Origin of the sequence: Sphaerisporangium sp. B11E5 (genome assembly GCF_039871875.1) — a bacterium.
GTDB lineage: Bacteria > Actinomycetota > Actinomycetes > Streptosporangiales > Streptosporangiaceae > Sphaerisporangium.
Genome location: NZ_JBDPMD010000035.1, coordinates 82,853 through 95,470, shown reverse-complemented (window position 1 = coordinate 95,470; position 12,618 = coordinate 82,853). Strand labels below are relative to the sequence as shown.

Below are 12,618 nucleotides of genomic sequence, written 5' to 3'. Positions count from 1 at the left end.
GGGGGGGGGGTGAGAGGCGGGGCGTGGGGATCATCGTCGCTGTTCCGGAGGGTCACGGGGGTGGGGGTGTGCGGCGGGGCGGGCGGTCAGGAGGCCGGGCGGGAAACGACCGGGGAACGACCCGCGGACGGCCGGGGGGTGACCAGGGGTAGCGGTTCTCTAGTAAGAGTACCTTTCCGTCATTTTGCTCATTTTGCGCAATTCGCTCGGCGCTGCTGGGTCCGGTGCACGCCCACCGGACGGCGGTTCCCGCGGTGACGCGGGCCCCGTCCCATCCACCCCACGCGAGGAGGAGTCATGCGGGAGACCGAGATCGCACGGGCACGGGACGAGTTGGCGGCCCGCGGTTGGGCCGTGTTGAGTGACGCGCCCTTCCTTCCCCACGGGCGGCCCGACCCCGAGGGGGTGTTACGCATCGCCACCGGGTTCGGCAGGCCGTCCAGCAGGGACGGCGGGCGGGAGATCTGGACCGTAGCGCCGCGCACCACCAGACCCGGCGCGACGTTCTCGATGCGGGCGGGGGGCGCGGCGTTCCACACCGACGCGCAGTACCACAGCCGGCCGGAGGACGTCATCTGCCTGTTCGTGGTGCGGCCGGCGGCGGACGGGGGCGACACCATGCTGCTGACCGCCCGCGACGTGGTCGCCACCCTGCGGCGTGACCCGGCGGGCGAGACGGCGCTGGAACGGCTCGCCCAGCCCGTCTGGACCTGGACGCCCCCTGACGTCTTCAGCCGCAAGGCCGCCGCGGCCGTCCCTCCGATGCCCGTGCTGCCGGGGGACGGGACGGTGCGCTGGCGCAGGGACAACCTCGGGCCCCTGTGCCCGCCGCAGGCGCAGGCCGCCACCGTGCTGGAGTCCGGGCTGCGCCGGGCGCCCGCCACCCGCCTGAGCCAGAACCCCGGCGACGTGATCGTCATCGACAACCGCCGCACCCTGCACGGCCGCACCCCGTTCACCGACCCCGAGCGGCGGCTGCTGCGCGTGCGCCTCTGGGCGGACCGGTGAGCCGGGCGTGGGCCGTCGCCGCGGCCACCGAAGCGACCCGCGTGCCCGCCACCGGCCGTGAGGCCGCCGCCTGGCGCACCCGCGGCTGGGCCGAGATCGCCTTCGCCGGGCTCGCCCTCGCCGAGCACGCCGCCGTGCCTCGCACCCCCGCCCGGACGGGCCACGCGCCGGCCCCCGCCGCCGCGGCGGGCGCCGGCGGGGCCGTGCCCGGGCGCGGGGGCGTCGCCGCGCCGGACGGGGTGCGGGCCCCCGGTCCCATGGCGGGCGTGCCGGGGGCGGTGACCGTCCTGGCCGGGCCTGGCGGCGCGGCCGGGGGCGCGGCGGACGTCCTTCACGGGCTGGGCGAGGTGGCTTCGGGCGCGGCGGAGGTCCTCCAGGGGCCGGGCCGGGCGGCCGGCGCGGCGGCGGTCCTGCCCGGGCTGGGGGCGGCGGCCGGAGGGGAGGCGGATGTCCTCCACGGGGCGGCGGGCGGCACGGCGGCCGTCCTCCAGGGGCTGGACGGGGACGCGGCGGGCGTCCTCCAGAGGCTGGACGGGCACGCGGCGGCTGTCCTGCAAGGGCTGGACGGGGAACCGGCGGGCGTCCTGCAAGGGCTGGACGAGGACGCCGCGCGGGGGGCCGCGGAGGCGTTCCGGGGGCTGGACGAAGTGGTGCGGAAGGTCGGGATCCGCTACGCGGGCCGCCACGCCGCGCGGCTGCGGGCCCTGCGGGCGCTGGCCGGGCCCGTGCCGCCGTACTACCTCGCGACAGGACGCGCCGCCCAGCCGGGGGCCGCGTGTGTCGCGCTGGGGCGTTCCTCGGCCGTGTGGGACGCGTGCCGGGCGATCGGGGAGTTCTGTGACGCGGTGGCCGAGGCCTGCCCGGGGGAACCGTCGGGCGGCGGGACGCGGGAGGGGGCGGCGGCCGATCTGCGCTGGGGCGAGCGGCACCGGCCCTCGCCGTGCGGGATGTACACGATCGTGCGGGCGGATCGGTGCGCGGGCCTCGCGGGGCGGTGCTGGATGCGGCTGCCCACCCCGGGCGGGCCGCGGGACGTGTTCGTGGACGTGCCGCGCCGGGCGGCGCCGACGCAGGAGCGCATCTGGCGCGGGGTGCACGAGGGCGCCCACCTGGACCACCTCGCGGCGACCCCGCTGGGCGTCGAGTTCGGGTACGGGCTGATGGCCGCCGAGACCTACGCGATGGCCGTCGAGGTGCTCGCCACGGTCTCCTGCCTGCTGGCGGGGGAGCTCGACGAGGCCCGGTGGCTGCGCGCCGGACTGGTCGAGCGCATCGGCCGCCTGCCGGGGTACGGCGCGTGGCTGGCGTCGGCCGGACAGGTGCCCGCCGCTCTGCGTGCCGCCGCGACCGGTCCCTCGCCGGACTTCGCGCCCCTGCCGCGCCTCGCCGCGGTGTACGTGCGCGGGCCGCTGCTTCTGCTCGGGGGACACGACCTCGGGCCTCTCGCGCCGTATCTGCCGGCCTCCCTGACCGGGCCGTTGCTCGACCGGTGGGCCGCCGCCCGCGCGGCCTTCCCCGCCGCCGCGGCGCTGACCCGCGCGCCGCGGCTTCCCGGTCAGTAGTCGTCCCAGGCGGGGCCGGACTCGGCGGGGCGGGGGAGAGCGAACTGGTCGGCCAGCTCCCGGGCGGCCAGGTGCAGCGGGTGGCCGTCGCCGACCGCGGGGCGGCCGTGGGCCAGGGGGCGTCGGCACAGCAGCGGCGCGAGCAGGCCTTCCGCCGCGGCGGGATCGTGCGCGCCCCTCCGGGACGCCTCCTCGTAGGCGACGCGCAGCAGCACCGGGTGCGCCGGGTCGAGGCCCAGCCGCACCAGCTCGGCGGCGCCCTGCGCCGCGCCGCCAGGCGCCTCGGGGAGGTCGCCCCCCGAGTCGTGGCGCGCCCCCGCGGTCTCCGGGGCGCCGTCGGGGGACGTCGCGTGGTCGCGGCAGGCCAGGTGGCCGGCGGGCGGGCCGTCCAAGGGCGCCGGATCGTGCGGGGCCGCGGACGGGGTGCCGCTCTCGTGCCCGGCGAGGAGGGTGCGCAGGAGCAGGGTGTAGGCGTGGCCGGGAAGGTCGTCGGCGGCGGAGGGCTCGGCCTGGACGATACGGGACAGCAGACAGCGGGCCGACGTCGTGTCGCCGAGTTTTATGAGGAGCTCGCACAGGTCCCGCCACACCACCAGGGCCAGGGCGTCACCCGCGGGGCGCGAGGTGAAGACGTCGGACAGGGTGCGCAGCCCCGCGAGGGCCAGGTCGGTCTCACGGAGGGCGGCGTGGGCCAGGGCCAGCAGGCGGCGGGCGTTGAGGGCCAGGCGCAGGGACACCCGGGTGGCGAACCACTCGCCGGTGACGGGCGCCTCCTCCAGGATCTCCACCGCCGTGCCGGGGGCGCCCAGGGCGAGGTGGGCCTGGGCCAGCAGCACCCTGTCGTACTGCGGCCAGTAGCCGGTGGCGACCAGGCGGCCCCGGCGGTACTGGCAGGCGTCCTCGATGTGGTGGCGCGCCTCGCCGGGATGGCCCGCGGCGAGCAGGGCCTCGGCGAGGGTGACCCGGGCGCTCGCCGTGCTGATGTTGTCCACGCCGCCGAGACGGCCTCTGCGGTCGGCCACCAGGTCCTCGGCGGCCAGGACGGCGGGGACCACGCGGCCGGACCGGGTCAGCGCCCGTACCCGCACCTCCGCGGTCAGCGTGGCCCGCCGCCAGGCCGCGTCGGTGCCGGACGGCGCCGCCGCGGCGGACCGCACGCGGTGCACCTTCTCGATGACGGCCAGCCCCGCGCCCGGCCTGCCCTCCTCGATCAGCACGTCGGCGATGTTGTGCCGCGCGCGTAACGCCAGTGACCGCTTCTCGTCCCCCGTCCCCGGCCCCTCCGGCTCCCCGCCGACCACCGCCCCGGCCAGCTCGTACGCGGCCCGCGCCCCCGCGATGTCACCGAACCGCAGCGCCGCGATGCCCTGCCGCGTCGCCGCGTCGCACAGCGAACGCAGGTCGGCCCACTCCGCCGTCACCGGAACGTGAACCGGGACAGGCGCGGGGGCGGGGGCCAGGGGTGTCGCCGTGGCCGGGAGTGCCGGTGGCGGAAGGGACGCGGGGTGGCCGGTCAGGGTGTGGAGGATGGCGATGGCCTCGGTGCCCTCCTGGGCGGCTCGGGCGTGGAGGGTGCCGGCTTCCAGAAGGGTGCGCAGGACCGACACCTGGGCGGCGGCTTCGGCGCGGGGGTCGGTGCCGCGGCGGCGGACGGCGGCCAGGGAGACCTCGGCGGCGTGGAGGTCCCCTGTCCAGGAGCCGGCGAGCATCGTCAGGGAACGTTCGAACCAGTACGCGGCCAGGCCGGCGGCCTGGCGGCCCGGCGGGCAGTACGGGTCGCCCAGGTAGGCGCGGAACGTCAGGTCGGCCAGGAAGGTGGCGCTTTCGCTCGCCCAGCCCGCCGGAGGATCGGTCACCGAGCGGGCGGCCTGGAGGAGCACCGGCTCCAGCATGGGGGCGAACACGGTGAGGCGGCCGCTCCAGGCGGCCATGGCGACGCGGCCGAGCGCGGTGGGGGGCCAGGCGGGGGCGCGGGCCGGGGTGTCGCCGGTTCTCGTGCGCTTCTCGGACGTCGCGATGTCGCCGATGCCGTGGCCCACCTGTGTCATGAGGAACGCCTCGGCGCGCTGGAAACGGCAGATCTCGGTCAGCGCCTCCGTCACCAGGGCCCGGGCGCCGGCGACGGTGTTCTCCACCGCGGTGGGCGGGGACCAGCCGGTGGAGGCCATGTGCCGCTCGAAGGCGTGCAGGGCCGAGAGCGCCACCAGGACGCGGCGGCTCTTCACCTCGTTGTACAGCCACACGGCGCTGCGGCTGCCCCCCGCGGGGCGGTCGCCGCGCGGGCCGTCCAGCCGTACCTCGGCGGCCACCTGCTCGGTGCGGACCTGGTGGTAGGCGACCCGGCTGAGCACGGCCGCCCCGGCGGCCCCGATCGCGCGCAGGCGCGTCTCCTGGGCGGGCATCGGGTCCCGGCCTCCTCGATCAAGATCGAATTGTGGTAACTCCACGCTAGTGAGAGGGCGCGTCTCAGGCAAGGAGAAAACATATAGCCAGGAGTGTCATTCGGCGGCCACTTCCGGAAGGCTGACTACGATCCGCGTCCGCGGGAGACCCCGCCGCGGAATTCACGTCGGCGAGCCCCCCCGTATCCAATCCATTGATGAATTGCCGGCGCGCGCTCCCGAATATCCTGCGGTCGTGATCTCCACGTCCCAGAGGAACGCCTCAGGGTCTGAGGCGTGATGCCGGGTACGGTCCCGCCGCCGAGATACGCGGGTCAGCCGAACCGGTCCCTCCTGCCGGAGGGCACCCCGCTGTGGCGGGTGCACCACCGCGCGGTCCGCGCGGACCGGTTCACCCGTCCCCGCGCCCCCGGCCGTGGCGGCGGGCGGTTCGACGGCACGGTGCTCACCGACCCGTACCGCTTCTACTACGCGAGCCTGGACGCCTCCACCGCGCTCGCCGAGGTCCTGCTGCGCGGCCTGCCCTTCGGCGCGGACGGCCTGCGCACCCTGCCGACCGAGAGCGTCGCCGAGCGCCTGGCGAGCCGCCTGCGCACCACCCTTCCCCTGACGCTGATCTCCCTGGTCACCGGCCCGGACCTCGCCGCGGTGGCGCAGGACGACTGGCTGGTGCGCGCCGAGCCGCACGACTACCCGCGCACCCGCCGCTGGGCCCACTGGATGCGCGCCCAGGCGCCGTGGGCGCAAGGGTTGCTGTGGTCGTCCAAGCGCGACGCCGGCAAGCGGGTGCTGATGCTGTTCGGCGACCGGGTGCCGGGCACGGTGCTCGGCGACCCGCCCGCCGGGGTCGTCGACCTCGGCGGCCCGGCCGGGAGGGAGTGGGCCAACACCGTGCTCGCCCCGTACCGCACCTCCGTGGCACCCGCGTCCCTGGCGGCCTCGGCGCGTTAGCCCTGTCCTTCGCACGAGCCCGCAGCCCCAGGCCGGGCACGGTGTCCCGTCGTCCGGCCCGTCGGGGGCGACGTGCGGAAGACGGGCTAGGGACGCCGCGTGCGGGACGGCCGCCGCCGGTCCTTCCCGGGGGCGGCCCCCGGCGGCGGCGGGTCCTCCGGCAGGTGGGCGAGCACGAGCGCGAAGTCCTTGGCAGGGTCGGTGTACCACGCGCCGAGGGTGAAGCCCGCGCGGGTGAGCTCTCCCTCCAGGCGGTAGCGGTGGAACTTGGCGCTGATCTCGGTGCGCATCTCCTCGCCCGCCTTGAAGTCCACCGCCATGCCGAGGTCGCGGATCACCACCCGCATGGCCCGCCCCGCCCGCAGCCGCATCTCGACCCGCTGCAGCGTGGCGTCGTACAGCGCCACGTGCTCGAACGCCCGGGGCTCGAAGTCCGCGCCGAGGTCGCGGTTCAGCACGCGCAGCACGTTGCGGTTGAACGCCGCGGTCACCCCGGCGGCGTCGTCGTACGCCGCGACCAGCCGCCCGGTGTCCTTCACCAGGTCCGCGCCGATCAGCACGGCGTCGCCGGGCGCGAGCGTGGCGCGCAGTTCCCGCAGGAACGTGTCGCGCGCCTCGGTGTCGAGGTTCCCGACGGTCCCGCCGAGGAACGCCACCAGCCGCCGCCCGATGCGCGGCAGCCGGCCGAGGTGGCGCTCGAAGTCGGCGCGCACCGCCCACACCGCCAGCCCGGGGTAGGTCTCCGCGACCCGCCGGGCCGCGGCGTCCAGGGTGACGGCGTCCACGTCCACCGGCGAGTACGTCCGCAGCGTGCCCGCCGCGCCGAGGGCGTCGAGCAGCAGCACGGTCTTCTCGCTGGTGCCCGAGCCGAGCTCCACCAGGGTCTCGGCGCCGGTCCGCGCCGCGATGTCCGCGGCGTGCTCGCGCAGGATGGCAGTCTCCCTGCGCGCCGGGTAGTACTCGGGCAGGCGGGTGATCCGCGTGTACAGCTCACTCCCGGCGGCGTCGTAGAACCACTTGGACGACAGCCACTTGGGCGTGGCGGTCAGCCCGGCGCGGACCTCGTGCGCGAGGGTGGCGCGGTGGTGGTCGGGGCCGAGGTGGTCGACCGTGTACAGGAACGGCAGCGGGATCTGTGCGACGGACACGCGGGCCTCCTGGTGTGACGGCGCGGCACGGGATCGGGGGTCACAGCGGGCTGGTCACGACGCCGTCCGGGGTGGCGAGGACCAGGTGGTGGTCGGGGACGGCGTGCCACCCCGGCCGGTGGTCCAGCGGCTCGCTGGCGATCAGCGCGCCGTCGGAGAGGTGGGCGAACAGGGTGTCCCCCCAGGCGGTGGCGGCGACCAGGCCGCCGTCCGCGACGATCAGGTTGAGCCGTGCGCCGGGATCGGCCGCGGCGGCCAGGGTGACGACCTCGGCGACGGCCTCCTGGAGCGGCAGCCCGGCGTCCAGGCGGGCGAACACCGCGGTGGCCAGCCACGCCGAGTCCGTCCCGCTCTCGGGGTCGCGGCCGAGGAGCAGGGACCGCAGCGCGGAATGCGCGACGCGGCCGTTGTGGCTGAGCAGCCAGGGCCCGTGGGTGAACGGCGCGGTGGCCGACTCCTCCACGGCGCAGCCCTCGGTGGCGGACCGTACGGCGGCCACCAGGCACCGGGACGCGGCCACCGCGGCGAGGCCCGGCAGGTTGGCGTCGGTCCAGATGGGCACGGCCCGCCGGTACCGCACCGGCTCGGCGCGCGCCGGCGCGTACCACCCGGCCCCGAACCCGTCGGCGTTGACGGCGCCGCACCGCTGCATCCGCGGCGCGTACGACTGGCGGATCAGCCCCGCGTCCCCCTCCAGCAGCGTGGCGAGGGCCCGCGGCGCGCCGAGCCAGGCGGCGTGCCGGCACATCTCACGTCTCCCCGGCCGCGACGTCCCTGGCGCAGCGGAAGCCCGCGAAGATCTGCCGCCGCACCGGCAGGTCCCAGTTGCGGAACGTCGCGCGGATCGCCGACGGGTGGGTGGCCCACGAGCCGCCGCGCAGCACCCGGTGGGCGCGCCCGAAGAACACCTCGCTGTACTCCCGGTAGGGGAAGCCCGCGAACCCCGGGTAGGGCGTGAACCACGAACCGGTCCACTCCCACACGTCGCCGATCATCTGCTCCGCGCCGCACGGGCTCGCCCCCGCGGGGAAGGACCCGGCGGAAGCGGGGCGGGACGCCCGGTGCCCGAGGTTGGCGTGCCGGGGCCCCGGGTCGTCGTCGCCCCACGGGTACCGCAGCGCGCGCTCCGCCCGGTGGTCCCAGGCGCAGGCCTTCTCCCACTCGGCCTCGGTGGGCAGCCTGCGGCCCGCCCAGCGGGCGTAGGCGTCGGCTTCGTACCAGCTCACGTGCTGCACCGGCTCGCGGGGCGGCACCGGCTCGTGGCGGCCGAACCGCAGGCGCCACCACCGGGCGCCGTCCCGTGTCCAGAACAGCGGCGCCGCGACCCGGCGGGCGCACCGCCACCGCCAGCCCTCGGGGGTCCACCAGCGCGGGTCGCCGTACCCGCCGGCCTCCACGAACTCCTCGTACGCCTCGTTGGTCACCGGGAACCGGTCGATCCAGAACGCGGGCAGGTCCACCCGGTGCGCGGGCCGTTCGTTGTCGTACGCCCACGGGTCGGTGGACGTCCCCATGCCGGACGGCCCCGCGGGTACCAGCACCTGGTCGTGCCCCCGGGCGCGCCCCGTCGGCAGCGCGCCGTCCCGCACCAGGCCCGGCCGCCCGGAAAGCTGCAGGGTGGCCAGCATCGTCTCGGCGTGCTGCTGCTCGTGCTGCAGCACCAGCCCGAACACGTAGCCGCCGGACCGCAGCGGGTGCGGGTCGGACAGGTCCGTGCGGTCGAGCACGTCGAGTGCCCGGTCGCGCACCCCGGCGATGTAGCGGCGCGCCTCGTCGGGCGGGAGCAGCGGCAGCTCGGGCCGCGTGGCGCGCGGGTGGGCGAACGCGTCGTACATCACGTCGATCTCCGGGCGCAGCGGCGCGACGCCGCCGGCCTGGCGCAGCACCCACTGCTCCTCGTAGTTGCCGACGTGCGCGAGATCCCACACCAGCGGGGACATCAGCGGGGAGTGCTGGCGGACCAGCGTCTCGTCGTCGATGTCGGTGTAGCGGAGCGAACGGCCACGCCCCGCGCCGAGTTCGGCGGCGATCCGCTCCTTGTCGCCGTTCATGCCGCGGCCGTCTCGAAGATGCGCCCCGGCAGCGGCCCGCCGAGGTCCCGGGCCCGCAGCAGCACCTCGGCCGCCGGGCCGAGCCCGGGGGTCACGTGCCGCGCGGCGTACTCCTCCACGTCCGCGACGAGCCCCGGGGAGGCGCCGAGGGCGGGCAGCGCGCCGAGCGCGGCGCGGAAGCAGCCCTCGGCCGCGCGGCGCAGCCCCTTGTCCGACAACCCGGCGTGCGCGGCCTGCCACCAGCGTCCCGCCAGCGGCTCGGCGTAGGCGGCGGCGGTGTCCGCGGCGGCGGCGTCGAGCAGCAGTGCCGAGGTCACGGCGACGCAGACCGGCCACCAGCGCGGATTCAGCGCGTCGAGGTAGCGGATCTCCAGCCATCCCCTCGGGCGGACCGGCGGGAACACGGTGGTCGCGTGGTATGCCAGGTCGGCGGCGGTGGGGGCGTTGCGGGGCAGGCGCGGGCCGCGCATCCAGTCGCCGAACGTGCGCTGCGGCGACCCGGGGCGGCGCCGCCGCTCGCGGCCCGGCATCAGGCGTGCGCCCGCCAGGTACGCCGCCCAGGTGACCACCGGGTCGGCGTCGCAGGGGACGGGGCGGGTGCGGGTGTGGTCCAGGTGCAGCCACACGGCCTGCCGGCCGGACATCCACCCGCACGGCCGGCCGCGCAGCAGCGGCGAGTTGGCGAACGCCGCGTTCAGCACCGGGCCGAACAGGTTGGCGTGCCGCCAGCGTTCCGCGGGGCGGCGGCCGAGGTCCACGTTGACCTGGATGGACGCGGTCAGGCACATCATCAGCGGCCCGTAGGGCTCGCCGAGCAGCCGGGCCATCGCCTCGTACCGCTCCTGCCGGAGCTGGCGGCACGGGCGGCGCAGCGGGTCCAGGCCGAAGCCGGCCGCCATCAGCCCGGCGCCGTCCAGGGCGTGGCGGACGGCGGCGACGTCGGCGGACAGCCGGCCGAGCACGCCGGGCAGGTCGCCGGGCGGCCCGGACAGCTCGAGCTGCCCGCCCGGCTCGAAGGTGACCGCGCTGCCGCCGTGCAGCGGGGGCAGGGCGCGCTCGATCTTCTCGATGGGAACGTGCCGGTCCGGGTCCGCCCGGTCGAACACCAGGAACTCCAGCTCGACGCCGATCCGGTCGCCCGGCGTCCCCTGGAAGCACCGCAGCGCGAACTCCTCCACGTCCGCCATCCGGCGGATCGGCGCGTCGCCGTTCTCCGTACCGATCATGGATCCTCCTGCGGCCGTACGGCGGTGAAGGCATGCTGACGACGGACGTGCTTGTGTAGGGGTGGCCAGGAGCCGCGTGCCCGCGTGGCCCGGTGCGGGCGATGGCGTGACACGGTTCGTCGCTTCGCTGGGACCTGCCGCGGGCGGAACCCGCCCGTGCGCGCCGGCCGGCCTGCCGAGCCCTGTGCGTCGGCTAACCACGTCTTACCCGCCGATACCTCGCATAAAGCGCCAAAACCGACGTACGGCGCATGTGGGACGTGATGCGGCGGGTGGTGCCGTCCTCTTGTGGTCATGACGCGCGGGCGCGGCGGCGGCCGGCCGGCCAGGCGGGACAGGGCTTCGGTGCGAGAACCGCAGGTGGCCGGGGTCGCGGCGTGCCGCCGGCCCCCGTGGGAGGGGACCGGTCCGGCGCGGGGGTCAAGATTCGGTCATGGACACGGACAGTAGTGATATGGATACTTCACGTGACGATCCGAAGACCCACCCGGACTCGGCCGCCCCTCCCTTCCTCTCACGGGAGACGGCCCCGGCCCAGGTGGGAACGATCCAAGGAGGAGCACCATGCAGCGCAAGAAGCTCTGCGCACTCGGGCTGGCGACCGCCGCCTGCTGTGCCGGTCTGGCCGCTGTGGCCGCCACCCCCGCGTCGTCCGCCGCGCCGGCGCCCGTGTCCCGGGCCGCCGACTTCACCGGCTACCAACTGGTCAAACTGCCCAACGCCAACGTCCCCAACTTCGCCCGCCGCACCGTCCGCTGCCCCTCGGGCAAGCGCGCCGTCGGCGGCGGCGCCGAGGCCCAGGGCAACGACGCCATCCTCGTCGGCAGCTTCCCCACCGACGACGGCACCGGCTGGATCGGCCTCGGCCGCCAGAACAACTACTCCGACGTCGGCATCAGCGTCTACGTCATCTGCGCCAACGTGAGCTGACCCCCCGTAAGATCACGTAACGCGGCGGACGGCCCCCGGCCCCCCGCCGCCCACGAGCACGGCCGCCGGCGGGACCGGGCCCGCCGGCGGCCGTACCCTTTCCCGGGGTCAGTGGTCCGACACGTGCTCGCGGACCGCGCGGGCGATGCCCGGGTCGTCGGAGAACACGCCGTCGATGCCGAGGCCGTACAGCCGCTCCAGCCAGCCCGCCACGTCGCCGGTGGCACGCGGGAAGGCCGGGCTCGCCGGGTTGCCGAGGCGGTGGTCCACCGGGAGCTGGGAGTTCTCCGGGCGCACGGTCCAGGTGTGCACCAGCAGGCCCCGGCGGTGGGCGTCGCGCACCAGCGAGGTCGGCTGCAGCAGCCGGCCGTCGGGGCCGGTGGGGATCAGCCGCGCCGTGGCCACCCCGACGCCGTCGGCGTACCGTGAGACGTCGCGCAGGCCCTGCGGCGTCACCAGGTCGTCGTAGGTGCGCGGGTCGCCCGCCGCCACCAGGTCGTACGGCGCGCCGGTCGCGTTGACGAGCTGGATCAGCCGCAGCTCGGTCAGCGGCCGGAGCTGCTTGAGGTTCCCGGTCTCGAAGGACTGGACGAACACCGGTGCCTTCGCGCCGTCCCAGCCGTTCTGGCGCAGCGTCCGCAGCAGCGGCTCCTCGAGCGACAGCCCGATCGAGTCGAAGTACGTCGGGTGCTTGGTCTCGGGGTACACGCCGACGCCGTGCTGCTTGGCCAGCTTGACGACCTCGTCGAACGTCGGGATCGGCGCCAGACCGTCGAACGCGGTGTTGTCCGGCCGCAGGTCGGGGATCCGCTCCTTGGCCCGCAGCGTGCGCAGCTCGGCCAGCGTGAAGTCCTCGGTGAACCACCCGGTGATCGCCACGCCGTCGATGGTCTTGGTGGTACGGCGGCCCGCGAACTCGGTGTGGCTCGCCACGTCGGTGGTGCCGCCGATCTCGTTCTCGTGCCGGGCCACCAGCACGCCGTCCTTGGTGGACACCAGGTCCGGCTCGATGTAGTCGGCACCCAGCTTGATCGCGGCCTCGTAGGCGAGAAGCGTGTGCTCGGGCCGGACGGCGCTCGCGCCCCGGTGACCGATCACCAGCGGCTCCCGGCCACCGTCATGCCCGCCGTGCCCGCCTCGTTCCGCGGTCGCGCCCACCGCTCCCACCGTTCCCGCAGCGGCAAGCACCAGTGCTCCGGCGACCACCGCGAGCGTTCTCTTCACCATCAGGGCACACCCCACTCTCTTGAACTCGCGGGGCACGCTAGTGCCGTGAGCTGTACCCGAGGTGGCGCGCCAGTTAACGATCAATGCCGGGCGGGGGGCCGGGTACCCGTCGC

10 protein-coding genes are annotated in these 12,618 nt (G+C 76.0%); 4 read left to right on the top strand and 6 right to left on the bottom strand.

Features of this window, described 5'->3' with window-relative positions; genetic code table 11:
- The first annotated feature begins 297 nt into the window (after positions 1-297).
- Together ABGB17_RS27035 and ABGB17_RS27030 are read left to right on the top strand one after the other, a co-directional pair.
- Positions 298-1,008: a TauD/TfdA family dioxygenase gene (locus ABGB17_RS27035; RefSeq protein WP_347634395.1), complete on the top strand. Its 711-nt coding sequence runs from the start codon at positions 298-300 to the stop codon at positions 1,006-1,008.
- Positions 1,005-2,570 carry a hypothetical protein gene (locus ABGB17_RS27030; RefSeq protein ID WP_347634393.1) on the top strand — a complete coding sequence of 522 codons (1,566 nt, stop codon included), beginning with the start codon at positions 1,005-1,007 and terminating at the stop codon, positions 2,568-2,570. The genes ABGB17_RS27035 and ABGB17_RS27030 overlap by 4 nt, the downstream gene beginning before the upstream one ends.
- Here the strand turns inward: ABGB17_RS27030 and ABGB17_RS27025 are convergent.
- Positions 2,564-4,972 carry a hypothetical protein gene (locus ABGB17_RS27025; protein ID WP_347634391.1) on the bottom strand — a complete coding sequence of 803 codons (2,409 nt, stop codon included), beginning with the start codon at positions 4,970-4,972 and terminating at the stop codon, positions 2,564-2,566. The genes ABGB17_RS27030 and ABGB17_RS27025 overlap by 7 nt on opposite strands.
- Before the next feature lie 279 nt (positions 4,973-5,251).
- Between ABGB17_RS27025 and ABGB17_RS27020 the strand changes: the two genes are divergently transcribed.
- Positions 5,252-5,923, top strand: coding sequence for an RES family NAD+ phosphorylase (locus ABGB17_RS27020; RefSeq protein ID WP_347634405.1), 672 nt, complete (start codon positions 5,252-5,254; stop codon positions 5,921-5,923).
- A gap of 86 nt (positions 5,924-6,009) precedes the next feature.
- On the opposite strand, the gene egtD is transcribed toward ABGB17_RS27020, so the two are convergent.
- The 4 genes from egtD to ABGB17_RS27000 all read right to left on the bottom strand — a co-directional run bounded on the left by egtD (position 6,010) and on the right by ABGB17_RS27000 (position 10,348).
- A complete protein-coding gene (gene egtD / locus ABGB17_RS27015) occupies positions 6,010-7,041 on the bottom strand; it encodes an L-histidine N(alpha)-methyltransferase (RefSeq protein WP_347634403.1) in 1,032 nt (343 codons plus the stop codon).
- A 70-nt stretch (positions 7,042-7,111) separates the two neighbouring features.
- Positions 7,112-7,819, bottom strand: a complete 708-nt coding sequence (egtC, locus tag ABGB17_RS27010) for an ergothioneine biosynthesis protein EgtC (RefSeq protein WP_347634389.1) — start codon at positions 7,817-7,819, stop codon at positions 7,112-7,114.
- A 1-nt stretch (position 7,820) separates the two neighbouring features.
- Entirely contained in the window at positions 7,821-9,122 is a 1,302-nt protein-coding gene (gene egtB / locus ABGB17_RS27005) for an ergothioneine biosynthesis protein EgtB (RefSeq protein ID WP_347634387.1), read from the bottom strand.
- A complete protein-coding gene (locus ABGB17_RS27000; protein ID WP_347634385.1) occupies positions 9,119-10,348 on the bottom strand; it encodes a glutamate-cysteine ligase family protein in 1,230 nt (409 codons plus the stop codon). The genes egtB and ABGB17_RS27000 overlap by 4 nt, the downstream gene beginning before the upstream one ends.
- Before the next feature lie 564 nt (positions 10,349-10,912).
- Here ABGB17_RS27000 and ABGB17_RS26995 point away from each other — a divergent pair.
- The gene (locus tag ABGB17_RS26995; protein ID WP_347634383.1) at positions 10,913-11,278 is read left to right on the top strand and encodes a hypothetical protein; all 366 of its coding nucleotides are present in this window, start codon (positions 10,913-10,915) and stop codon (positions 11,276-11,278) included.
- A 108-nt stretch (positions 11,279-11,386) separates the two neighbouring features.
- Here ABGB17_RS26995 and ABGB17_RS26990 read toward each other — a convergent pair whose 3' ends face one another.
- Entirely contained in the window at positions 11,387-12,505 is a 1,119-nt protein-coding gene (locus tag ABGB17_RS26990) for a glycerophosphodiester phosphodiesterase (protein ID WP_347634382.1), read from the bottom strand.
- Positions 12,506-12,618: the final 113 nt, after the last annotated feature.